We start from the raw sequence: 22017 nt of genomic DNA on the forward strand, positions 1-22017 counted from the left end.
CACATGACGTCCCAACGTCACAGTGATGACGCACTCCTCGACGCGGCCCGCGACTGCGTGGTCGAGGTCGGTGTCCGCCGCACCACGCTGACGGACATCGCCAAGCGCGCCGGCGTGAGCCGGATGACCCTCTACCGCCGGTTCCCGGACGTCCGCACGCTCGTGCGCGCCCTGATGACCAGGGAGTTCACCGCTCTGCTGGCCCGCGTCGAGGACCCCGGCGGCACCGCGCGGGAGCGCCTGGTCGGCCGGGCCATCGCGGGCATCCGCCTGCTGGCCGCCGACCCGCTGATGCGCCGCGTCCTGGACCTGGACGCCGAGCTGATGCTGCCCTACCTGGTGCAGCGCCTGGGCAGCACGCAACGCCTGATCGAGGCGTTCCTGCTGGGCGAGGTCGAGGCCGGCCACGCCGACGGCTCGATCCGCCCCGGCGACCCGCGCGCCCAGGCCCGCCTGGTGCTGCTCACCACCCAGTCGATGGTGCTGTCGGTCCGCCCGGCCACCACCGACCTGGACTTCGACGCCCTGCTGGCCGAACTGGCCGCCTTCCTGAACGCGGCCCTGTCGTGAACACCTCCCTCAACGCCGCCCGCCGCCGCCGCGACCTGACCGAGGTGGCCGAGAAGACCGTGGACCTGCTCGTGGTCGGCGGTGGCGTCACCGGCGCCGGCGTGGCCCTGGACGCCGCGTCCCGGGGCCTGGACGTGTGCCTGGTCGAGGCCCACGACCTGGCCTTCGGCACGTCCCGGTGGTCCAGCAAGCTCGTGCACGGCGGTCTGCGCTACCTGGCCCAGGGCGAGGTGGGGCTGGCTTATGAGAGCGCGGTCGAGCGGGGCGTCCTGATGACCCGCACCGCGCCCCACCTGGTCCGCCCGCTCCCGCAACTGGTCCCGCTGCACGGGAAGTCCACCGACCCGGTGGTCATGGCCGGCCTTCAAGCGGGCGACGTCCTGCGCCGCCTGGCCCGCACCCCGAGCCGGGTCCTCCCCCGCCCGAGGCACGTGCCCGCCGCGGAGGCGCTCGCGCTGGTGCCGGGCCTGAACCCGACCGGCCTGCGCGGCGGCCTGCTCGCCTACGACGGCCAACTGGTGGACGACGCCCGCCTGGTGGTCGCCCTCGCCCGCACCGCCGCCGGCCACGGCGCACGCGTCATCACCAAGGCCAGGGTCACCCGCCTGGACACCGGGACCGCACACGTCACGGACACCCTGACCGGCGAGACGCTGACCATCCGCGCGAGGGCGATCGTCAACGCGACCGGCGTGTGGGCGGGCAACCTGGTCGACGTGGCGCTGCGCCCGTCACGCGGTTCGCACCTGGTCCTGGCCGCCGACACCCTCGGCCTGACGCGGACCGCCCTGACCGTGCCGGTCCCCGGCACCCGCAACCGCTTCGGCCTGGTCCTGCCCCAGCAGGACGGCCGCGTCTACGTGGGCCTGACCGACGAACCGGTGGACGGGCCGGTGCCGGACGTGCCGACCGTGCCGGAGTCCGATGTGGACTTCCTGCTCGGCATGGCGTCCTCGGTCCTGCGGCGGACGCTCACCCGGGCCGACGTGCTGGGCGCGTTCGCCGGCCTGCGGCCCCTGCTGGACACCGGCGGCGGTCCCAGCGCGGACCTGTCCCGCCGGCACGCGGTGCTGACCAGCGACGGCATCACCACGGTGGTGGGCGGCAAGCTCACCACGTACCGGCGGATGGCGGCGGACGCGGTGACCGCGACCGGCCTGACCATGGCCCCGTGCCGCACGAAGTCGCTGCCGCTGGTCGGCGCGGGCCGGGCGGACGGCCCGGCGCACCTGGTGGCCCGGTACGGCACGGAGGCCCGCGAGGTCGCCGAGGTCGGCGAAGTCGCCTGGGCGGTGCGCCACGAAGGCGCGCTGGACGCGGACGACGTGCTGGACCGCCGCACCCGCACCGGACTCGTGCCGGCCGACCGCGCGCGCCGGGAACCCGTCGTGCGGCGGCAGGTCGCCGAGGAACTCGCCGCCCTGTCCTGACAAGCGGAAGGGGGACCTCCCGCCCAGGAGGTCCCCCTTCCGGTCCGAGTGACCGGGGTCAGCCGGTCATTCGCCGATGATCGGCTTCGCGGCCTTCGGCGGCTCGTCGATCAGCGGCTCGCCTTCCAGGCGCACCTTGCGCTGGTGGTCCTTGCCGTCGCCCTGGCCGCCCTGCGGCGCCATCGGGGGCATCATGCCGCCCATCATGCCGCCGCCCATGCCGCCCTTGCCGCCACCGGGTGCGCCGCCCATCGCGCCGCCGCCGCCCGCCGCGGGCGAACCCTGGGGCAGGACACCGGAAGCGCCACCGGCCTGGAGCGTCTGGCCGGCGCCGCCGCCACCGGAAGCGCCCATCCCACCGCCGCCGAAGCCACCGGGGACGCCGCCGCCACCGCCGCCGAAGCCGCCACCACCGCCACCGCCGGAGGAGGTGGGCAGGTCGGGCGTCGAGAACGGCCGAGCCGAAGGCACGTAAGGCGTCGAGGTGTTGGTCGCGTAGGTCGTGTCCCGCACCGGGCCGCCGTTGGGCGTGGTGGGCGGCGTGACCCGCGGGCCCGACGCCGCCGGGACCCACCGGCCCGGCTCCCAGTGGCCGCCCGCGTTCGCGCCGCCGCTGCCGCCGCCACCGACCTGCGGGGGCCGGTTGACCGTGCCGGAACCGCCCGGGGGGTAGCCGCCGGAACCGCCGGAGCCACCGCCCCAGCCGCCGTCGGTCGGGCTGCCGCCCAGCGTCGGCGGCCGGCTCACCTGCGGGCCGCCACCGCCGACCGCGCCGCTGGTGTGGGTGCCGCCGCCACCGCTGCCCGAGGTGTAGCGGTCGTTGGCGCCGCGGTCCATCTCGTTGAGCTGGCCCTCGGTCAGGCCCAGGCCGCCCGAGGACGGGCGCGAGCCGGCGCCGCCGCCCGCACCGCCACCCTTGTTGGAGTGGGTCATCGCGGTGATCGCCTGGAGGATCTGCTTGGCGGTGTTGATGATCTGCACGACCTGCTTGATCAGGTCGATCAGCTTCTTCAGCGAGTTGCCGAGCTTCTGCAGGAAGTCGGCGAGCTTCTTGGCGTAGTTGCACGCCATCTGGATGATGTCCGCGATCGCCGCCGCGATGGACGCGCCGAAGGTCAGCCAGGACACCGACAGCCACTGGATGATCTTCATGACCATGTCCGACACGGCCTTGCTGATCAGGTCCATGATGGTCTTGCGGACCTGCGCCACCAGCTCGCCCGCGCCCTTGGCCGCGTTGGAGATGCCGTGCGCGGCCTTGCTCAGCGTCTCCAGGCCGGAGGCGTGCTTCTTGGCCGCCGCGCGGTAGCCGTCGGCCGAGCGCCCCCGCCAGCCGCGGGTCTCCTCGACGGCCGTGCGCCGGTAGTCGGCGACGATGCCCTCGATCTGCTTGGCCGCGGACGCCCAGTCGCTGGACATCTTCTGGATCGCCTGCGGGTTGCCCAGCAGCGCGTCGAACGGCTCGCGCAGGAAGTCCACGTGCTGGATGGCCCAGCTGAAGCCCGCGGACAGGAAGCCCGACAGCGGGTTGGAGGCCATGCCGACGATGCTCATCGCGGTGTTGGCCATGCCCAGGCCGGCCTGCACCCAGTCGCCGCGCTCGACCGCCGCGACGGTGCCCTGCACGTCGCCGATCAGGTGGGACGGGTCGCGGCCCTGCGTCGTCGCTGCCTGGGTGCTCATCCGCGTGCCTTTCCGTTGAACCCGAAGGCGTTGTCGAGGTCGACGTTCTCGTAGAGGTCGGCGACCTCGCGCAGGCCCTGGCACATGTCGACGATCGTCTCGGTGGCCTGGCCGAAGATGTCCTGCGACTGGCCCGCCGACTGGAGCAGGAAGGAGGCCAGGAAGGAGCCGAAGACGCCGAAGGCGTCGGTCGACAGCGATGGGTCGGCGGTCTTGGTGGCCGAGAGCATCCGCTGTGCGAGCTGGTCGACCGTGCCGGCGTGGGCCCGGATGTCCTCCGGGCTCACCTGGAACGACACGAACATGGTCCTCTACCCCCTGGCTCAGGCCATCACGTCGGGTGGGTTGGTGAAGTACTCGTCATCGGGCCTGGTGTCTCGACGCTCCAGCTCGGACTCCGGTTCCGCCTCGTCCGTGCCGTCACCCGAATAGCCGTTGGGCATGTTCGCCTTGACGAAGTCGAGGGCCGGGCTGTCGCCGACGAACTCGGTCATGATCTGCACGACCTGGCCGGCGGCGTTGCGCTGCGCCTGGGCGACGGCGGTCATGATCGCGCCGGAGATGCGCTCCGGGTCCTCGCCGCGCAGGCCGGGGCGCAGGATCAGGTTGGTCAGCGCGCCGGACGCGTTGACGCTGACCGTGACCAGGCCGTCCGGGGAGGTCGCGCTGCCGCCGACGTCACCGAGCTGCGCCTTGGCCTGCTCGGCGTTGTGCTTGGCCTGCTCGATCTTCTGCCCGTACTGCGCGAGCCACTGGTCCGGCTCGATCGGCTCCATAAGTCCCCTCCAGACGACGCCGGGTTTGCGGCCCGCGACACATTCGACCGGTCGACCATCGATTCGGTTCCGGGCAACGTATCGTTTCACCGAATCGTGATTTCCGACCCCGCCTGCCTTGGATACCGCCGTTCGGCCTATTGTGTGAATTGTTTACTTGCCGTTCTGTTGGGTTTTCGCAACACTTCGTAGCATGAGTCCGGCACGCCGGGACGTCGAACAGCGGATCCACAACCGGATCCGGGTGCTGCGGGTCGAGCGGGGGATGACCAGGGTGGGTCTGGCGCGGGCGGTCGGGGTCAACCCCCAGACCATCGGCGCGCTGGAGCGGGGCGACCACTACCCCGGCCTGGACCTCGCGCTGCGGATCTGCGAGGTGTTCGGCCTGCCCGTGGAGGCGGTGTTCAGCCGCGAGCCGTTCGAGCCGCTGTCCACGCGGGTGTACGGCTGATCAGGAGAGAGAGGCACGCGTGGCACAGGGAGTGCTGGAGATCGACCGGGTCTCCAAGCGCTACGGTCCGGTCGTCGCCCTGCGGGACATGACCTTCGACGTGCGCGCCGGCGAGCTGTTCGGCTTCGTCGGCAGCAACGGCGCGGGCAAGACGACGACCATGCGGATCGCGCTGGGCGTGCTGGCCGCCGACGCGGGCGAGGTCCGGTGGAACGGCGCCCCCGTCACGCTGGAGACCCGCCGCCGGATCGGCTACATGCCCGAGGAGCGCGGCCTCTACCCGAGGATGAAGGTGCTCGACCAGCTGGTGTACCTGGCCGAGCTGCACGGGATGCGCGGCGGCGCGGCGCACCGGTCGGCCGAGGACTGGGTCGCGCGGCTGGGCCTGCGCGACCGGCGCGACGACGAGGTGCAGAAGCTCAGCCTGGGCAACCAGCAGCGGGTGCAGCTCGCGGCGGCGCTGGTGCACGAGCCGGACGTGCTGGTGCTCGACGAGCCGTTCTCCGGGCTGGACCCGGTCGCGGTGGACGTGATGAGCCAGGTGCTGCGCGAGAAGGCCGCCGCGGGCGTGCCGGTGGTGTTCTCCAGCCACCAGCTCGACCTGGTGGAGCGGCTGTGCGACCGGGTCGGCATCGTGCGCGCCGGGTCGCTGGTCGCCTGCGGGACGGTCGAGGAGCTGCGGTCGGGCGGCAGCGCCCAGCTCGTCGTGCACGCGCCCGGCGCGCCCGGCGGGTGGGCCGACGGCCTGGCCGGCGTGCGCACGGTGGCCGTGGACGGCCCGCGCACGACCCTGGAGCTGGGCCCGGACGCGGACGACCAGGCGGTGCTGCACGCGGCCCTGGCCACCGGGCCGGTGCACGAGTTCACCCGGCGGCGGCCGACGCTGACCGAGCTGTTCCGCAGCGTCGTCACCGAGGAGCACGCGGCATGAGCGACCCCACCCCCGGCCGGGCCGTCTTCCTGGTGGCCCGGCGGGAGTTCCTGACCAGGGTGCGCACGCGGTCGTTCGTCCTCGGCACGCTGGTGATCATCGCCGTGCTGGCCGGGTACGTGCTGCTGCAGACGATGCTGATCGAGCGGTCCGACCGGGACACCGTCGCGTTGAGCGGCCAGGCGACCGTGCTGGCCGAGCCGCTCAAGCAGACCGCGAAGTCGTTCGGGCGCGACCTGGTCACGGTGGACGTCGCGGACGTGGCGGCGGCCGAGGAGCAGGTGCGCGCCGGCGAGGTGGACGCCCTGGTGACCGGCGCGCCGGACGCGCTGCGGGTGGTGGTCAAGGACCGCCTGGACGACGAGCTGCGCAACTCCATCGACCTGATCGTCAAGCAACAGGTGCTCAACGCCCAGCTCGCCGAGGCGGGCCTGGACCCCGCGACCGTGGCGCGCAACGTGGAGAAGGCCGGCGTCGAAGTCGTCGCGCTGCAACCCGACGACGACCGGCAGGGGCAGCGGTTGGCGATCGGGCTGGTCATCGCGGCGCTGCTGTACTACTCGCTGCTGGTCTACGGGACGATGGTCGCCCAGGGCGTGGTGGAGGAGAAGTCCAGCCGCGTGGTGGAGATCCTGCTCTCGACGCTGCGGCCGTGGCAGCTGCTGCTGGGCAAGGTCGTGGGGCTCGGGCTGGTCGGGCTCGCGCAGCTGGTGCTGATCGGGGTCACCGGGCTGGTGCTGGCGTCGGTGTCCGGGATCATCGACGTGACCGGCGTGGCGGGCGGCGCGCTGGCGACCGGCGTCCTCTGGTACCTGCTCGGGTTCTTCCTCTACGCGACGGTGTTCGCGGCGGCGGCGTCGCTGGTGTCGCGGCAGGAGGAGCTGCAGTCGGTGCTGACGCCGATCAGCATGGCGATCGTCATCGCGTTCGTGGTCGGCATCAACCTGATGATCCAGGACGCGTCGGACTCGCTGGTGGCGGTCCTGTCGGTGCTGCCGCCGTTCGCGCCGATCCTGATGCCGGGGCGGATGGCGATGGGCGTGGCGCCGACGTGGCAGGTGGTGCTGGCGGTGGTGCTGGCGCTCGCGGCCATCGCCGCCATCACGTGGCTGGGCGGCCGGGTGTACGCCAACGCCGTCCTGCGCACCGGGGCGCGGGTGCGCCTGCGCGACGCCCTGCGTTAACCCGTTCGGGGGATACCGGCTAATCCCAGCAGCGCAAACGCCGATCTCACGGGTGAACGCACCCTGCGTGAGGGAGGCGATCGCCATGGCGGCGAAGTGCCTGGTCGCCCTGTGCGCGCTGGCGCTCGCGGCCTGCGGCGGCCCCACGCCCACCGCCCCGCCCAGCGCCACGACCACCACGGCCACCGGGTTCATGACCACGGACTCGACCCCGCCGGCCACGACCACGACGAGCACCGCGGCGGGCGGGCGGCTGACGATCACCATCGGCACGGCCCGGCTGGACGGCAGCACGCCCAACGGGTCGCCCTGGGGCGAGCGCCCGCCGGTGTTCGACCTGTTCACCGACGAACCCACCCAGCTCGACTGCAAGGCGTTCGCCTGGAGCGACCAGACCTCGGCGCCCATCACGGTCGTCGGCGTCGCGTTCTCGAACGGCACGGTCGCGCACTCGTCCCAGGCGTTCGACCGGTGCGAGCAGACGGGCGCGGAGGTCGACTGCCGGGGCCACACGTTCGCGCCGCCCAACAGCGACAGGCCCAAGTGCGGCGTCCCCGTCATCGCGCGGAAGCCGCCCGGGGACCGCGCGCAGACCACCGTGACGCTCACCTTCCGGGCCGCGTGCTCGTCCGCCGCCGCCAAGCCGTGCGACGACGCCCGCGTGGTCGAACAGGGACCGTCGGCCGCGCAGCCGGTGTTCCTCGAATGGACCTACAGCGAGACCCTGACGACGGTGTGGCACCCGTGCACGACGGAGGAGCACGACGACGGCTGCCCTTCGGACGAGACCACCACGGACCCGCCGGACACCACCACGACCGCCGAGCCGACCCCGACGACGTCGTGATGGCGGAGTCGTGATGGCGGAGTCGTGATGGCCAAGTCGGAGGTCGGCCTCCTGGACCGGGTCCAGTCGTTCGCGGCCATCGCCGCGCCGACCACCCTGGCCACCGCGCTGCTGTTCTACTTCGGCCACGTCGCCACGCTCACCCGCTACCGGTACTTCGGCGTGGACCTGGGCGCGCTGGACCTCTCCACCGCCGAACTCCTCCTGCTCGGCACCGAGGTCGTCTTCCCGCCGCTCGCGGGCCTGCTCCTGCTGGCGATGGCGGGCCTGCTCGCCCACCGGGCCGTCCGCCTGCTGCACCGCGTCCGCCGCGGGCGCTGGGCGCGGGTGGTCGGCGTGGTCCTCGTGGCGGTGGGGGCGGTGGCGTTCGGGCGGGCGGTGGTCGGGGTGCTGTTCCTGAGCGTGTCCCGGCACGAGACGCCCGGCCTGACCGCCGTGTGCCTGGGGCTGGGGCTGCCGCTGGTCGCGTACGGGCTGTGGGTGCACCGCGGTGGCCCGCCGGCGCGGCGGCGGACGCCGTCGGAGCTGCTGTTGCTGACCGCGTTGACCGGCATGGTCGTGCTGGGCCTGTTCTGGGCGACCAACATCTTCGCCGGCGGGTTCGGGCGCGGCCGGGCGGTGCAGGACGCGCGCGAGCTGCACGACCGCCCGGTGGTGGTGCTGGACCTGGCGCAGCCGCTGTACCTGCCCGAGGACCTCCCCGGCGTGCACCAGTTCGCGCTGCCGGCGCAGGAGGGGCACCCGTTCCGCATCCGGTGCCAGGGGCTGCGGTTGCTGACCGAGGCGGGCGGGCGGCTGTTCCTGGTGCCCGAGCGGTGGGAGGACGGCGCGCGGACCGTCGTCGTGCCCTACGACAGCGAGGTCCGCGTGCAGTTCCTGCCCGGCGCTAACCCTTGATCGCCGCGTACCGGGCCAACGCGACCGCCCGCTCGTGGGCGTGGTCCACGACGGGGTCGCGCGGCTGGTGGACCCCGCGGCCGGGCACGTCCCGCAGTTCCGGCAGGTACCGGCGGACGTAGTCCCCGTCCGGGTCGAACTTCTCCCCCTGGGTGACGGGGTTGAACACGCGGAAGAACGGCGCGGCGTCGGTGCCCGTGCCGGCGACCCACTGCCACCCGTGCTGGTTGGAGGCGAGGTCCCCGTCCACGAGGTGCTTCATGAAGTGCCGGGCGCCCCACCACCACGGCAGGTGCAGGTCCTTCACGAGGAAGCTGGCCACGACCATGCGGACCCGGTTGTGCATCCAGCCCTCGGCCAGCAGCTGCCGCATCCCGGCGTCCACGAACGGGTACCCCGTCCGCCCCTCGCACCACGCCGCGAACCGCTCCCGGTCGAGGTCCAGCTCCATCCGGTCGAACCGGCGGTCGAGGTTGCGCCGCGCGGATTCCGGTTGGTGCCACAGGACGTCGGCGTAGAAGTCCCGCCAGGCCAGCTCCGACCGGAACGCCACCGAACCCTTGTCCCGCCCCAGATCCGCCAGCAGCGTGCGCGGGTGCACCACACCCCAGCGCAGGAACGCCGACATCCGGCTGGTCCGGTCGAGGTCGGGCCGGTCGCGGTCGTCCGCGTAGCCCGGCAACCGCTCGTCCCGGAACTTCTCCCACAGTTCCCGGACGTCCGGCAGCAGGTCCCCGTCGGGCAGCCGCTCGCTCTTCGCCGGCTCGATCCAGTCCACAGTGGACTCGTCCGTCTCGGCCGGCGCGCGCCACCCGTGTTCCGCCCAGGCTTTGCGGAACGGCGAGAACACGCGGTACGGGCTGCCGTCGCCCTTGAGGACCCGCCCCGGCGTCACCGCATAAGGGGACCCGGCCCGCACCAGCTCGACGCGCTCCCCCACCGCCTCGTCGCGTTCGCGCCCGTACGGGCCGGCGTCGGCCGACACGTGCACCGAGGACGCCCCGACGCTTGCGGCGATCTCGGGCACCACCTCGACGGGGTCCCCGGACACCACCATGAGCCGGCCGCCCAGCTTCGCGTCCAACGTCCGCAGGCACCGGAACAGGAAATCCACGCGCGGTCGTCCGGCGACCTTCAGCAGGCGGGGGTCGAGCACGTACAGCGCGAGTCCCCGCGACGCCCTTTCGACGGCGGCGAGCAACGCGGGGTGGTCGGCGACTCGGAGGTCACGCCGGAACCAGACAACGGTCGCGGAATCCACAACGGAACCATAAAAGCGCTCCCACCACCGTGCACGACAGAAAGCCCCGGGAATGGCGCCGGAACGACAAAGGCCCGCACCCCTTCAGGGGCACGGGCCTGCCGACGTCGGGATCCGTCAGCGCTCGGTGACCGGGACGTAGGCGCGCTCCGGCGAGCCCACGTAGATCTGGCGCGGGCGGCCGATCTTGGTGGCCGGGTCCTTGATCATCTCGCGCCAGTGGGCGATCCAGCCCGGCAGGCGGCCCAGGGCGAACAGGACCGTGAAGAACTTCGTCGGGAAGCCCATCGCCCGGTAGATCAGGCCCGTGTAGAAGTCCACGTTCGGGTACAGCTTGCGCTCGATGAAGTAGTCGTCCGCGAGCGCGGTCTCTTCCAGCTTCTTCGCGATGTCCAGGAGCTGGTCGTCGGCGCCCAGCTTGCCCAGGATCTCGTCGGCGGTCTTCTTGATGATCGCGGCGCGCGGGTCGTAGTTCTTGTAGACCCGGTGGCCGAAGCCCATCAGGCGGACGCCGTCCTCCTTGTTCTTGACCTTGCGGACGAAGGCGTCGACGTCGCCGCCCTCCGCCTTGATCTTCTCCAGCATCTCCAGCACCGCGCTGTTCGCGCCGCCGTGCAGCGGGCCGAACAGGGCGTTGATGCCGGCCGAGATGGAGGCGAACAGGTTGGCCTCCGACGAGCCGACCAGCCGCACCGTCGAGGTGGAGCAGTTCTGCTCGTGGTCGGCGTGCAGGACGAACAGCAGGTCCAGGGCGCGGACCAGGTCCGGGTCCACGTCGTAGGGCTCGGCCGGGAAGCCGAACGTCATGCGCAGGAAGTTCTCCACCAGGCCCAGGGAGTTGTCCGGGTAGAGGAACGGCTGGCCGACCGACTTCTTGTAGGCGTACGCCGCGATGGTCGGCACCTTCGCCAGCAGCCGGATGGTGGAGATCTCGACCTGGTTGGCGTCGAACGGGCTCAGGCTGTCCTGGTAGAACGTGGACAGCGCGGACACCGCGGAGGACAGCACCGGCATCGGGTGCGCGTCGCGCGGGAAGCCGTCGAAGAACCGTTTCAGGTCCTCGTGCAGCAGGGTGTGCCTGCTGATCTTGGACGAGAACTCGTCCAACTGCGCCTGCGTCGGCAGCTCACCGTAGATCAGCAGGTAGCTGACCTCGATGAAGTTCGAGCGCTGGGCGAGCTGCTCGATGGGGTAGCCGCGGTAGCGCAGGATCCCCGCGTCACCGTCGATGTAGGTGATCTCGGACGAACAGGACGCGGTGTTGACGAAGCCGCTGTCCAGGGTGACCAGGCCGGTGGTGGCCAGGAGCTTGCCGAGATCGATACCGGGCGCACCCTCGGTGGCCGGTACTACCTTCATCTCGTGCTCTCCGCCCTGATGGCGCAGCGCGACGGTACGGGTGTCGTTCGGCGCAGTCGTCGCGTCGGGCATTCAGAGTCCCTCTCACGCTAGGGCGGGGTGGCCCCGTGCGGGTTCTCGCACGTCAGGGCGCGCGGACGTGAGGTGTCCCCGCACCGCAGCACCACCCCGTTGGGGTCCTGTCAGTTGTGCCACGCTAGTCGGCGGACAACCCGCTCCACAGCCGCGGCATGAACCGATTCTGCGAGATGGGACCGGCATCACACCTGGATGCACGGTGGCTAGCGTGCATCCCCCACCGTAGCCCTTTTGCGGTGTTTCTCCACATCAAGTGGGGTGAGAGCTAGGTCATCCCCAGCTCGCGTTTGAATGGCGGTTCCGCGCCGGCGCGCGAGCAGGTAATGGCCGCCGCCGCGCCCGCGTACGCCAGCGCCTCCGCCCATTTCCCGGCGCCCAGTCCGCGGACGGCCTCGGTGGACAGGGCGTCGTGGTGGTGCAGCCACGCCAGCAGCGCGCCCTGGACGGTGTCGCCCGCGCCGATGGTGTCCACCACGGTGACCGGGGTCGGTGGGACGTGGATCACGTCGGTCGCGGTCAGCACGGCGAGACCCTCGCCACCCCGGGTGAGCACGACCGCCGCCGGGCCCGCCGCGAGCCAGTCGCGGGCGAGGGCCAGCACGTCGGCCTCGGGGGCGTCGTCGGGCAGCTCGGCCAGCCAGCGGGCGTCGTCGACGGACACCTTGAGCAGGCCGACGTGCGGCAGCCACGAGTCGTAGCGGTCGCGGTAGGCCAGCGGGTCGCGGATGAGGCCCGCCCGGATGTTCGGGTCGAGCACGGTCAGCGCGCCGCGCTCGGACTCGCGCCACAGCACCCGCTCGTAGGTGCTCGCGCCCGGCTCCAGGACCAGCGACAACGTGCCGAACGAGACGGCGCGGACGTCGCCGGGCAGCGGGCCGGGGTCGGTGACCTGCCGGTCGGCGGTGCCGTCGACGTAGAAGGAGTACCGGGCGGAGCCGTCCTCGGCCAGGCCCACCACGGCCAGGGTGGTCGGCTCGGGGCCGCGCTGGACCAGCTCGGTGCGCACGTTCGAGGCGTGCAGCCGCTCCACCAGCCGGTCGCCGAACAGGTCGGTGGAGATCCGGGACAGGAAGCGCACCGGGGCCTCCAGCCGACCGGCGGCGACCGCCACGTTGTACGGCCCGCCGCCCAGCCGGGGCGCCAGGTGGCCCTCCGGGGTGGGCACGAGGTCGACCAGCGACTCTCCCGCGACGACGATCACGCCTCGCTCCGTTCTCTGCGCAGCCCGTCCAGCAGCAGTTCGCCCAACGCGGTGAACGCCTCGGCGTCGGTCACCCCGGCGCGGCGCGTGAGGACGCCGGTCTGGATGCCCTCGATGAGCAGCCCTGCCATCTCGGCGATGAGCGTGGCATGGACTTCGCGGAACACGCCTTCCCGGACGCCTTCCTGGATGAACGAACGGATCCGCTCGGCGGCGGCCCGGGCGTTGCGCTCGTAGGTGGACCGGGTGGGCGCGAAGGCCGACACATCGGCGATGAACTGGGCGGACGCCCGTCTGAGCTCCTCGGCGGCGCCCGCCAGGTAGGTCCCGACTCGGGCACGCACATCGCCGGTTTCGGACACGCGCTGCTCGATGCGCTCGGCCGCGCCCTTGAAGTACCGCCCGACGACGCGGACGGCGAGCTGCTCCTTGCTGGCCGCGAGCGCGTACAGCGTGGACTTCGAGCAGTGCAGGCGGGCGGCCAGGTCGTCCAGCGTGAAGTGGGCGAACCCCTCGGCCAGCACGAGCTGCTCCAACCTGCCCAGCAGGTCGACCTGCCGGGGCGTGAGCGGCCTGCGCGTGATCGAGGACGTCATGGCGGAACTCTGTCACACTCCCTGGCGACAGTACTGGCGTACGTCCTACAGTACTGCCACCAGTACTTGCCGGGTCGGGTCACGAGCCCGGCCGCCGTAGTCGGAGGTCGACGATGCCCGCCGAACGCCTGCTGCCCACCACCGAGGCCGAGGACCTGCTCGCCCTGGTCCGCGAGATCGCCCGGGAGGAGCTGGCGCCGCACGCGGCCGAGGCGGAGGAGCACGAGCGGTTCCCGCGCGACAAGTTCCGGCTGCTGGGCAAGACCGGCCTGCTGGGCCTGCCGTACCCGGAGCGGTTCGGCGGCGGTGAGCAGCCCTACGAGGTCTACCTGCAGGCGCTGGAGGAGATCGCGTCGGCGTGGATGTCGGTCGGTGTCGGCCTGTCGGTGCACGTCATGTCCAGCTACGGGCTGGCCACCTTCGGCACCGAGGCGCAGCAGGAGAAGTGGCTGCCCGACATGCTCGCCGGCGACCTGCTCGGCGGGTACGCGCTGTCGGAGTCGCACGCGGGGTCCGACGCGGGCGCGCTGTCCACGCGGGCGGTCAAGCAGGACGACCACTACGTCGTCAACGGCACGAAGGCGTGGATCACGCACGCCGGCGTCGCCGACTTCTACACCCTCATGGCCCGCACCGCCGACACCGGCGGCCGGGGCATCTCCTGCTTCCTCGCGCCCGGCCGCGCCGACGGCCTGTCCGCCGCCGCGCCCGAGCGCAAGATGGGCCTGACCGGATCCGTCACCGCGCAGCTGCGGTTCGAGGACGTCCGCGTGGACGCCGACCGCCTGGTCGGCGCGGAGGGCGACGGCCTGAAGATCGCACTGTCCGCTTTGGACTCCGGCCGGCTGGGCATCGCCGCGTGCGGCGTGGGCCTGGCGCAGGCGGCGCTGGACGAGGCGGTGGCCTACGCCAAGCAGCGCACCCAGTTCGGGCGGGCGATCATCGACTTCCAGGGCCTGGAGTTCCTGCTGGCCGACATGGCGGCGGCGGTGGAGTCGGCGCGCGCCACCTACCTGGCGGCGGCGCGCCGGCGGGACCGCGGGCTGCCGTTCACCCGCCAGGCGGCCATCGCGAAGCTGGTGTGCACCGACACCGCCATGAAGGTCACCACCGACGCCGTTCAGGTGCTCGGCGGGGCCGGCTACACGCGGGACTTCCCGGTGGAGCGGTACATGCGGGAGGCCAAGGTGCTGCAGATCTTCGAGGGCACCAACCAGATCCAGCGCCTGGTGATCGGCCGCGACCTGCGCCGCTGATCGAGGCGAACCGGGCCCGTTCGCCGGTCGCGGGCGGGATACTCGTCCGCATGCGGTGGCTGTGGGTCGTGGGTGGCCTGGTCGTGGTGGCGGTGGGCGTCGGCGTGGCCCTGTTGGGCTTGGAGAAGGCGGACCAGGTGGCCGGCGTGGTCGGCGCGCTCGCCGGGGTCGCGGGCCTCGCGGTGGCGCTGTACGGCCTCCGCCGCCCCACCACGCCGGTACCCGCACCCGCACCCGCATCCGAACTCACCACCACGCCCACGCCGGCACCCGCACTCACCACCACGCCCACGCCAGCACCCACCACCGCACCCGCACCCGCACCCACCACCGCACCCGCACCCGCACCGGCACCGGCACCGGCACCGGCACCGCCGGCGACCGTGACCAACACCGTGGAGAACTCGACCGTCCACGGCCCCAACGTCCAGATCGGGTCCGCGGGCGGCAACGTCGAGGTGCGAGAACCCTGACGTGAACCGGGTTTCGCACTCCTGGATCAACGGCCCGAACATCCAGGTCGGGTCCGCCGGCGGCAACGTCACCATCGCCCTGGACCGGCCCGGCTACCGCCTGCACTGGCTCGCCCCCGCCGCGCCGGAGGCGTGGCGCCCCCAGCACCTCCGCACGCCCGGCTACCTGCTCGACGCCCGCCGCCGCACGGTCCCGTTCCACCCGAGGCCGGCCGTGCAGCGACGCCTCACCGACTGGCTCGGCGAACCCGGCACCCCGCTGTCGGTCCAGCTGGTCCACGGCCCCGGTGGACGCGGGAAGACCAGGCTGGCCAACGCGTTCGCGGGTGTCGCGCACGAAGCCGGCTGGGCCGTCGCCCAGGCCACCGACCTGCGCACGCCCCACGTCGCCGGCACGTCGTCCACCCCCGACAGGGTGCTCGTCTGCGTCGACTACGCCGACCGCTGGGGCGCCGACACGCTGCTGGAGATGATCAGCGCCCTGCCGGTGGACTTCCCGGGCGCCACCGTCCGCGTCCTGCTGCTGGCCCGCTCCCCGGCGTCCTGGCCGCACCTCGCCGCCCACCTGGACCGCGTCGCCGACCTGCCGGACCCGGTCGAGCTGGGCGACCTCGCCGACGACCGCGAACTCGCCTTCCAAGTCGCCGCGACGGCCTTCCAGCACGCGCTGGCCCTCGAACCGCGACCGGTGCCGACCCCGGACCTCACCGGCCACGGCTCCGCGCTCCTGCTGCACATGGCGGCCCTCGCGGCGGTCTGCGCGGCCCGGGACGACGAGCCCGTCCCGACCGACCTGTCGACCTACCTGCTCCGCCACGAGCGCCGGTTCTGGCCCGCCGACGACCGGTTCGCCGACGCGGTCTTCCTGGCCACGCTCCTCGGCCCGGCCGGGGACGCGGAGGCCGTGCTGTCCCGGGCGAACCTCGACCCCGACCTCCTGGACCGGCACGCCCGCCTGTACCCGGAGGAGCCGTTCGCCCCGCTGCGCCCGGACCGCCTCGGCGAGGACTTCGTCGCCGCGCACCTGGCCGCCGACCGCCGCGCGGGGAAGGTGCTGGCGGCGGCCCTGGAGGTCGATCCGCTCAAGTCCCGGCGCGCGCTGATCGTGCTGGCCGCGGCGGCCGACCGGCACGAGGCGGTGCGACCGCTGCTGTGGGACGCCTTGCGGCACTACTGGCACCTCGCCGGCGCGCCCGTGGTGCGGACGGTGGTCTCGCACGGCTCGCTGGACCTGTGCGCCCTGCTGCTCGGCCGGCTGCCCCTCGACGACCCCGACCTGCTCGACCCGTGCGCCGACCTGGCCGTCCGCACCCTGCGCCTGCTGCCCGACGACGTCTCCCCGCTGGTGCGTTCGGTGGCGGTCTCCGCCGCGGCCAACCGGCTGCGCGCCGCGGGCGACCACGCCGCCGCCGTGCCGCTCGCCCGGGAAGCGGTGGAGCTGGACCGGCGATTGGTCGCGGCGCACGGCGAGGACCACCTGGCGACGCTCGCCGGGTCCCTGGCCAACCTCGCCGTCCACGCGGCCGGGGTGGACCGCGGGGAAGCCCTGCGGGCGGCGCGCGAGGCCGTGGCGCTGTGGCGGCGGATCGTGGCGGCGGATCCGGCGCAGCGCAGGCACCTGACCATCGCGCTGGTCGGGCTGGCCAACCGGGAGCACGGCCCGGAGCGGGTGGCGCGCGCCCGGGACGCCGTGGCGTCGGCCCGGGCCCTCGGCGAGTCGGGCGACCCCGCCGCCGAACCGCTCACCGTCACCGCGCTGCTGCCGCTGGGCGCCGCGACGGCCGAGTCCGGGGACCCGGCCGGCGCGTTGCGGGTGCTGCGCGAGGCCGTGGGCATCGCGCGGCGGCTGGGCCTGCCCGACCTGCTCGGCCAGGCCCTCCGCGCGCTCGCGGCGAGCCAGGTCGGCGGGGAGGACCGGCCGCCGGGCGACCTCGACGCGGCGCTGGCGGCCGGCCGGGAGGCGCTCGCGCTCTTCGAGCGGTTGGCGGAGCGGTCGCCGCGCGCGTTCGCCGGGTACGCCGCGTCCGCCCGGGAGGTGCTGGCCGAGGTCGAGCGTCAGGCCTCGGTGTAGAACGGGTTGGCCACCACGCCCTCGCCGTCGGCCCACCGGTACACCTCGCGGCCCTGGACGAAGACCTTCAGCGCGCGGCTCATCACGTCCAGCGGGTCGCCGGACCAGATCACCACGTCGCCGTCGAGGCCCGGCGCGAGGGAGCCCACGCGGTCGTCCAGGCCCATGATGCGGGCCGGGTTCACGGTGATCGACTCCAGCGCCACGCGGCGGTCCAGGCCCTCCTTCACGGCCAGGGTCGCCTGGTGGACCAGGAAGTGGATCGGCACCACCGGGTGGTCGGTCGTGATGGCGATCCGCACGCCGGCGCGGGCCAGGACGCCCGGCGTGCGCAGGCTGCGGTTGCGCACCTCGACCTTGGAGCGGGTGGTGAACAGCGGCCCGATGACGACCGGGACGTCCTTCTCCGCCAGCAGGTCCGCGATCAGGTGGCCCTCGGTGCCGTGGTTGACGATCAGCTTGTAGCCGAACTCGTCGGCCAGCCGCAGCGCGGTGGCGATGTCGTCCGCGCGGTGGCAGTGCTGGCACCACGGCAGCGTGCCGTCGAGCACCTTCGACAGCACTTCCAGCGTGTTGTCCCGGTCGAACGGACCGTCGGCGGCGGCCTTCCGGGCGGCGTAGTCCTGCGCCTTGGTGAAGGCGTCGCGGATGACCGCGGCCACGCCCTGGCGGGTGGACGGCAGCTTCTTCTGGTCGCCGTAGACGCGCTTGGGGTTCTCGCCCAGCGCGCTCTTCACGCTGACCGGGTCGCGCAGGAGCATGTCGTCCACGGTCCGGCCCCAGCACTTCACGGCCACCGTCTGGCCGCCGATGACGTTGCCGGAGCCGGGCTTGATCACGGCCGTGGTGACGCCGCCGGACAGGGCGTCGGCGAAGCCCACGTCGGCGGGGTTGATGGCGTCCAGGGCCTTGAGGCGGGCGCCGTTGGGGTCGGTCATCTCGTTGGTGTCCTGACCGGCCCAGCCCTCGCCCTCCTCGTGCACGCCGAGGTGGCCGTGGGCCTCGACGAACCCGGGCAGCACCCACGAGCCACCGGCGTCCACGACGGGCACGCCGGTGGGCACCTCGACGGAGGCGCCCACCGCGACGATCTTCCCGTCCCGGACCAGCACGGTCCCGTTCTCGATCGGCTCGCCCGCGACCGGGACGACGTACCCACCCGTGATAGCGACGTTCATAGTTAGCGACGCTAACGGTCTAGGCCAGGGGACGCAAACCCCACCGGCCGGCCCACGAGTCGCCCGGCTCCAGCCAGAGCAGGTCCACGCCCGAGTTCAACGCGTCCGGCGGGCACGTCATGGGCTCGATCGCCACCGCCCGGCCGCGACCGGGGAAGTTGTCGGGCGTGTAGACCTGCACCCACTTGAAGTCCGGGTCCGCCCACATCTCCACACCGCCGCCGGGGCCGCGCAGGACGTGCCGCACCAGCCCGTCCACCGGCTCGCAGCCGCCGAAGGCCGTGTCCAGCGCGACCCCGGCGAGCAGCCGGGCCACGCGGAAGTCGTGGTCGCCGGACACCGGCTCGGCGGGACCGTTGGGGATCATGGTGTCGGGGTCCACCGGCAGCACGGTCGTGGCCGCGAGGGACAGCGTGGACTCGTCGGTCGGGGACAGGCCCGCGCGCGGGTACGGGTGGGTGCCGACGCCGAAGGGCGTGCGGGCGTCGCCGACGTTCTGCACGCCGTGCGACACGGTCAGCCCGTTGTCGTCCAGCGCGTAGGAGATCGTCGTGCGCAGTTCGACCGGCCAGCCGAAGCCCGCGACCGGGATCTCCAGCGAGATCAGCGACCCGGTGTGCTCCACGACGGTCCACACCGCCCGCCGCACCAGCCCGTGGATCGCGTTGCCGCGCGCGGGCTCGGTGATCTCCAGCCGCTGCTCGACGCCGTCGAGGGTCCACCGGCCGCCGGCCGTGCGGTTGGGCCACGGCACGAGCACCGCGCCACTGCCCATCGGCGGTTCGTCGTCGTAGGTCTCGACGTACGGCACACCGCCGACGTCGAAGGACTTCAGCCCCGCACCGTCGGGGTCGATGACGGCGCGCGCCGCGCCGTGGGCGATCTCCAGCATCGATCAAGCTTAGCGGCCACGACCAAACAACTAGACCGGTCTGTATAGTTCACGGCATGGCACGCCGCACCGACACCCGTCAGCGCATGGTCCGCACGGCCGCGGACCTGTTCCACGCGCAGGGCTACCACGCCACCGGCCTGAACCAGGTGCTGGCCGAGGGCGGGGCCCCGAAGGGTTCCCTGTACTTCCACTTCCCGGGCGGCAAGGAGCAGTTGGCCGTCGAGGCCGTCGCCCTCGCCGCGGACGACCTCTGCACCGCCCTCCGCGCGATCTTCGAGACCACCGCGGACCCGGTGCGGGCACTGGACAAGGTCCTGACCATGCTCGGCGAACGCCTGGAACGCACCGACTTCCGCGAGGGCTGCCCCGTCGCGACCGTCGCCCTCGACGCGAGCGCCGAGAGCGAACCCATCCGCACCGCCTGCGTCTCCGCCTACGACCAGTGGCAGCGGGTCATCGCCGACCACCTGGACGGCGACGAGGACGCGGCGGCGGTCGTGCTGGCCGCCATCGAGGGCGCGGTCCTGCTGGCCCGGACCCGCCGCGACCCGACCCCGCTCCGCGCCGTGGGCGCCCGCCTGCCCGCCCTCCTGGGAAGGACTACCAAGTGAAGGTCCACCACCTCAACTGCGGCACCATGCGCCCGTTCGGCGGGAAACTGGTCGACGGCAGGGGATCCGTCTTCCGCCGGGCCGAACTGGTCTGCCACTGCCTGCTGCTGGAGACCGAGCACGACGGCCTGGTCCTGGTGGACAGCGGCCTCGGCGTGGACGACGTGCGGCGCCCCGAGGAGACCCTGTCCCGGGGCTGGCGCCGGATGTCCCAGCCGGTCCTGGACGAGCGGGAGACCGCCATCCGGCAGGTCGAGGCGCTGGGCTTCCGCGCGGACGACGTCCGCCACGTGGTCCTGACCCACCTGGACCTCGACCACGGCGGCGGCCTGCGCGACTTCCCGCACGCGGAAGTCCATGTCCTGCAAGAGGAGTTGGCCAACGCCCTCCAGCCGGACAAGCGCGGCAACGACGCCGTGCGGTACCCGGACAAGCAGTGGTCGCACGGCCCGAAGTGGGTCACCCACGAGCCTCGCGGCGAGGCGTGGTTCGGGTTCGACGGCGTCCGGGAGTTCCGCGAGGACGTCCTGCTGGTCCCGTTGTTCGGCCACACCAGGGGCCACACGGGCGTCGCGGTGAAGAAGGACGACGGCTGGTTGCTGCACGCCGGCGACGCCTACTTCTACCACCGCGAGCTGACCGACGACCCGTACTGCACGCCCGCCCTGACGATGATGCAGAACCGGGTGGAACAGGTCCGCGAACTGCGCCTGCACAACCAGGACCGCCTGCGCGAACTCAAGCGGACCCACGGGATCGACATCGTCAACGCCCACGACCTGACCGAACTGCGCCGCCACCAACTCCAGCCGGTCTGACGGGTCGCGGACGCCGCGCCGGAGAAGACGGCGCGGCGTCCGCGGTGCCTACTTCGACAGCTTCTCCGCGTCGAACTCGACCTTGCCGTGCACGAACCGGTTGATCAGCCAGAGCACCAACCCGGCGGCCAGCAGGTACAGGGCGATCTTGTAGTCGTCCGCCGGCCGCCCGGACAGCGGGCTGGCCAGGTAGGCGCACGTGATCGCGCCCAGCACCGGCACCCAGGTGGGGGCGCGGAAGTGCTTGTGCTCGACCTCCTCCTTGCGCAGCACCAGGACCGCGATGTTGACGATGGTGAAGACGACCAGCAGCAACAACGCCGTGGTGCCGCCGAGCTTCGCGATGTCGGCCGTGGACACCAGGATGATCGCCACGCCGCTGGTGAACACGATGGAGATCCACGGCGTGCGGCGGAACGGGTGCACGGTCCCGAACACCTTCGGGATGATCCGCTCGTTGGCCATGCCGTAGATCAGCCGGCTGGCCATCAGCATGTTGATCAGGGCGGAGTTGATGACCGCGAACAGGCCGATCAGCGAGAACACCCACAGCGGGAAGCCCGGCGCGCCGACCTGGACGACCTTCAACAGCGCCGAACTGCCCGCCTTGGACAGCTCGCCCGCCGGGATCAGCAGCGACGACGTGATGGCCACCAGGACGTAGATCGTGGCCGCGATGACCATGCCCCACAGCATCGCGCGCGGGAAGATCCGGACCGGGTCGCGGCACTCCTCGGCCATGTTGACCGAGTCCTCGAAGCCGACCATCGCGAAGAACGCCAGGGCGGTCGCCGACGTGATCGCCACCAGCGCCGACTGGCCGGGCGCGGGGTCCACCTGGGTCAGCCGGCCCGGGTCGCCGTCGCCCGCGAGCACCGCCCACACGCCGATCGCGATGATGATGACCAGACCGGACAGCTCGATGCAGGTCAGGACCACGTTGGCCTTGACCGACTCGGACACGCCCCGGAAGTTGACCGCGGCCAGGCCGACGATGAACAGGATGGCGACCAGCGTCGCCGACACGGTGAAGGTGTCGGAGAAGAACTCCTTGATCACCGACTGCAGGTAGGTGCGACCGAACGCGAGCGCGGCCGACGACGCCGACGTGATGCCGGAGCTCATGACGGCGAAGGCCACCATGAACGTCAGGAACTGGATCTTGAACGCCCGGTTGGTGTAGAGCGCCGCGCCGGCCGCGCGCGGGTACTTGCCGACCAGTTCGAGGTAGCTGAACGCCGTCAGGAAGGCCACCGCGAAGGCGATCAGGAACGGCAGCCACAGCGCGCCGCCGATCTTGCCCGCGACGTTGCCGGTGAGGGCGTAGATGCCGGTGCCGAGGATGTCACCGACCACGAAGAACAGCAGCAGCCTGGGCCCGATGGCCCGTTTCAGTTCCGGTTGCGCCGGTGCGCTCGTCGCTTCCGCCATGCCGGATGAGTGTGCCGGAT

General features: G+C 72.6%; 22 protein-coding genes. 12 read left to right on the plus strand and 10 right to left on the minus strand.

Going from position 1 to position 22017, the window contains the following annotated elements:
- Window positions 1-3: 3 nt before the first annotated feature.
- Window positions 4-570, plus strand: a complete 567-nt coding sequence (locus tag ABD126_RS06900; protein ID WP_343932787.1) for a TetR/AcrR family transcriptional regulator — start codon at window positions 4-6, stop codon at window positions 568-570.
- Complete coding sequence (locus ABD126_RS06905) at window positions 567-2000, plus strand: glycerol-3-phosphate dehydrogenase/oxidase (RefSeq protein WP_343932788.1); 1434 nt, start codon at window positions 567-569, stop codon at window positions 1998-2000. Before ABD126_RS06900 ends, ABD126_RS06905 begins: the two co-directional genes overlap by 4 nt.
- 66 nt (window positions 2001-2066) lie before the next feature.
- Here the strand turns inward: ABD126_RS06905 and ABD126_RS06910 are convergent, their stop codons facing one another.
- The 3 genes from ABD126_RS06910 to ABD126_RS06920 are packed head-to-tail and all read right to left on the minus strand — an operon-like array spanning window position 2067 to window position 4459.
- Window positions 2067-3683: a WXG100 family type VII secretion target gene (locus ABD126_RS06910; protein ID WP_343932789.1), complete on the minus strand. Its 1617-nt coding sequence runs from the start codon at window positions 3681-3683 to the stop codon at window positions 2067-2069.
- Window positions 3680-3988, minus strand: a complete 309-nt coding sequence (locus tag ABD126_RS06915; protein ID WP_343932790.1) for a type VII secretion target — start codon at window positions 3986-3988, stop codon at window positions 3680-3682. The genes ABD126_RS06910 and ABD126_RS06915 overlap by 4 nt, the downstream gene beginning before the upstream one ends.
- 18 nt (window positions 3989-4006) lie before the next feature.
- Window positions 4007-4459: a YbaB/EbfC family nucleoid-associated protein gene (locus ABD126_RS06920; RefSeq protein WP_343932791.1), complete on the minus strand. Its 453-nt coding sequence runs from the start codon at window positions 4457-4459 to the stop codon at window positions 4007-4009.
- Window positions 4460-4652: 193 nt separating this feature from the next.
- Between ABD126_RS06920 and ABD126_RS06925 the strand changes: the two genes are divergently transcribed.
- From ABD126_RS06925 to ABD126_RS06945, 5 genes are all read left to right on the plus strand, one after another.
- A complete protein-coding gene (locus ABD126_RS06925; protein ID WP_343932792.1) occupies window positions 4653-4910 on the plus strand; it encodes a helix-turn-helix transcriptional regulator in 258 nt (85 codons plus the stop codon).
- 19 nt (window positions 4911-4929) lie between these two features.
- Window positions 4930-5841, plus strand: a complete 912-nt coding sequence (locus ABD126_RS06930) for an ABC transporter ATP-binding protein (protein WP_343932793.1) — start codon at window positions 4930-4932, stop codon at window positions 5839-5841.
- Entirely contained in the window at window positions 5838-7025 is a 1188-nt protein-coding gene (locus ABD126_RS06935; RefSeq protein WP_343932794.1) for an ABC transporter permease, read from the plus strand. The genes ABD126_RS06930 and ABD126_RS06935 overlap by 4 nt, the downstream gene beginning before the upstream one ends.
- A 67-nt stretch (window positions 7026-7092) precedes the next feature.
- Complete coding sequence (locus ABD126_RS06940) at window positions 7093-7872, plus strand: hypothetical protein (RefSeq protein WP_343932795.1); 780 nt, start codon at window positions 7093-7095, stop codon at window positions 7870-7872.
- A 27-nt stretch (window positions 7873-7899) separates the two neighbouring features.
- Window positions 7900-8769, plus strand: a complete 870-nt coding sequence (locus ABD126_RS06945; protein WP_343932796.1) for a hypothetical protein — start codon at window positions 7900-7902, stop codon at window positions 8767-8769.
- Here the strand turns inward: ABD126_RS06945 and ABD126_RS06950 are convergent.
- The 4 genes from ABD126_RS06950 to ABD126_RS06965 form a co-directional block, all read right to left on the minus strand.
- Entirely contained in the window at window positions 8759-10030 is a 1272-nt protein-coding gene (locus ABD126_RS06950) for a cryptochrome/photolyase family protein (RefSeq protein ID WP_343932797.1), read from the minus strand. The genes ABD126_RS06945 and ABD126_RS06950 overlap by 11 nt on opposite strands.
- A gap of 117 nt (window positions 10031-10147) precedes the next feature.
- Window positions 10148-11461, minus strand: a complete 1314-nt coding sequence (locus ABD126_RS06955) for a citrate synthase (protein WP_343932798.1) — start codon at window positions 11459-11461, stop codon at window positions 10148-10150.
- A gap of 271 nt (window positions 11462-11732) precedes the next feature.
- On the minus strand, window positions 11733-12668 hold the full coding sequence (locus ABD126_RS06960; protein WP_343932799.1) for a carbohydrate kinase family protein: 936 nt from the start codon (window positions 12666-12668) through the stop codon (window positions 11733-11735).
- Window positions 12665-13264: a TetR/AcrR family transcriptional regulator gene (locus tag ABD126_RS06965; RefSeq protein WP_343932800.1), complete on the minus strand. Its 600-nt coding sequence runs from the start codon at window positions 13262-13264 to the stop codon at window positions 12665-12667. Before ABD126_RS06965 ends, ABD126_RS06960 begins: the two co-directional genes overlap by 4 nt.
- A gap of 113 nt (window positions 13265-13377) precedes the next feature.
- Between ABD126_RS06965 and ABD126_RS06970 the strand changes: the two genes are divergently transcribed.
- The 3 genes from ABD126_RS06970 to ABD126_RS06980 are packed head-to-tail and all read left to right on the plus strand — an operon-like array spanning window position 13378 to window position 17064.
- Window positions 13378-14520, plus strand: a complete 1143-nt coding sequence (locus ABD126_RS06970; RefSeq protein WP_343932801.1) for an acyl-CoA dehydrogenase family protein — start codon at window positions 13378-13380, stop codon at window positions 14518-14520.
- A 50-nt stretch (window positions 14521-14570) separates the two neighbouring features.
- On the plus strand, window positions 14571-14993 hold the full coding sequence (locus tag ABD126_RS06975; RefSeq protein ID WP_343932802.1) for a hypothetical protein: 423 nt from the start codon (window positions 14571-14573) through the stop codon (window positions 14991-14993).
- 1 nt (window position 14994) lies between these two features.
- Window positions 14995-17064 (plus strand): hypothetical protein, encoded by a 2070-nt coding sequence (locus ABD126_RS06980; protein WP_343932803.1) that lies wholly within the window; start codon window positions 14995-14997, stop codon window positions 17062-17064.
- Here ABD126_RS06980 and ABD126_RS06985 read toward each other — a convergent pair.
- The gene (locus tag ABD126_RS06985; protein WP_343932805.1) at window positions 17049-18242 is read right to left on the minus strand and encodes an amidohydrolase; all 1194 of its coding nucleotides are present in this window, start codon (window positions 18240-18242) and stop codon (window positions 17049-17051) included. The genes ABD126_RS06980 and ABD126_RS06985 overlap by 16 nt on opposite strands.
- Window positions 18243-18261: 19 nt before the next feature.
- Window positions 18262-19134 carry an aldose 1-epimerase family protein gene (locus tag ABD126_RS06990; RefSeq protein WP_343932806.1) on the minus strand — a complete coding sequence of 291 codons (873 nt, stop codon included), beginning with the start codon at window positions 19132-19134 and terminating at the stop codon, window positions 18262-18264.
- A 56-nt stretch (window positions 19135-19190) separates the two neighbouring features.
- On the opposite strand from ABD126_RS06990, the gene ABD126_RS06995 reads away from it, so the two are divergent.
- Together ABD126_RS06995 and ABD126_RS07000 are read left to right on the plus strand one after the other, a co-directional pair.
- Window positions 19191-19748 carry a TetR/AcrR family transcriptional regulator gene (locus ABD126_RS06995; protein ID WP_343932807.1) on the plus strand — a complete coding sequence of 186 codons (558 nt, stop codon included), beginning with the start codon at window positions 19191-19193 and terminating at the stop codon, window positions 19746-19748.
- Window positions 19745-20566: an MBL fold metallo-hydrolase gene (locus ABD126_RS07000; RefSeq protein WP_343932808.1), complete on the plus strand. Its 822-nt coding sequence runs from the start codon at window positions 19745-19747 to the stop codon at window positions 20564-20566. Before ABD126_RS06995 ends, ABD126_RS07000 begins: the two co-directional genes overlap by 4 nt.
- 48 nt (window positions 20567-20614) lie before the next feature.
- Here ABD126_RS07000 and ABD126_RS07005 read toward each other — a convergent pair whose 3' ends face one another.
- A complete protein-coding gene (locus ABD126_RS07005) occupies window positions 20615-21997 on the minus strand; it encodes an APC family permease (protein ID WP_343932809.1) in 1383 nt (460 codons plus the stop codon).
- Window positions 21998-22017 lie beyond the last annotated feature (20 nt).

Source organism: Saccharothrix mutabilis subsp. mutabilis (genome assembly GCF_039521145.1).
GTDB lineage: Bacteria > Actinomycetota > Actinomycetes > Mycobacteriales > Pseudonocardiaceae > Actinosynnema > Actinosynnema mutabilis.

Excerpts from the sequence above, each read along its gene's own strand:
- ABD126_RS06920 (WP_343932791.1), bottom strand. The coding sequence starts at position 4,459 with ATGGAGCCGATCGAGCCGGACCAGTGGCTCGCGCAGTACGGGCAGAAG.
- ABD126_RS06910 (WP_343932789.1), bottom strand. The coding sequence starts at position 3,683 with ATGAGCACCCAGGCAGCGACGACGCAGGGCCGCGACCCGTCCCACCTG.
- ABD126_RS06970 (WP_343932801.1), top strand. The coding sequence starts at position 13,378 with ATGCCCGCCGAACGCCTGCTGCCCACCACCGAGGCCGAGGACCTGCTC.
- ABD126_RS06990 (WP_343932806.1), bottom strand. The coding sequence starts at position 19,134 with ATGCTGGAGATCGCCCACGGCGCGGCGCGCGCCGTCATCGACCCCGAC.
- ABD126_RS06900 (WP_343932787.1), top strand. The coding sequence starts at position 4 with ATGACGTCCCAACGTCACAGTGATGACGCACTCCTCGACGCGGCCCGC.
- ABD126_RS07005 (WP_343932809.1), bottom strand. The coding sequence starts at position 21,997 with ATGGCGGAAGCGACGAGCGCACCGGCGCAACCGGAACTGAAACGGGCC.
- ABD126_RS06955 (WP_343932798.1), bottom strand. The coding sequence starts at position 11,461 with ATGCCCGACGCGACGACTGCGCCGAACGACACCCGTACCGTCGCGCTG.
- ABD126_RS06935 (WP_343932794.1), top strand. The coding sequence starts at position 5,838 with ATGAGCGACCCCACCCCCGGCCGGGCCGTCTTCCTGGTGGCCCGGCGG.
- ABD126_RS06915 (WP_343932790.1), bottom strand. The coding sequence starts at position 3,988 with ATGTTCGTGTCGTTCCAGGTGAGCCCGGAGGACATCCGGGCCCACGCC.
- ABD126_RS06945 (WP_343932796.1), top strand. The coding sequence starts at position 7,900 with ATGGCCAAGTCGGAGGTCGGCCTCCTGGACCGGGTCCAGTCGTTCGCG.
- ABD126_RS06965 (WP_343932800.1), bottom strand. The coding sequence starts at position 13,264 with ATGACGTCCTCGATCACGCGCAGGCCGCTCACGCCCCGGCAGGTCGAC.
- ABD126_RS06995 (WP_343932807.1), top strand. The coding sequence starts at position 19,191 with ATGGCACGCCGCACCGACACCCGTCAGCGCATGGTCCGCACGGCCGCG.
- ABD126_RS06985 (WP_343932805.1), bottom strand. The coding sequence starts at position 18,242 with ATGAACGTCGCTATCACGGGTGGGTACGTCGTCCCGGTCGCGGGCGAG.
- ABD126_RS06975 (WP_343932802.1), top strand. The coding sequence starts at position 14,571 with ATGCGGTGGCTGTGGGTCGTGGGTGGCCTGGTCGTGGTGGCGGTGGGC.
- ABD126_RS06925 (WP_343932792.1), top strand. The coding sequence starts at position 4,653 with ATGAGTCCGGCACGCCGGGACGTCGAACAGCGGATCCACAACCGGATC.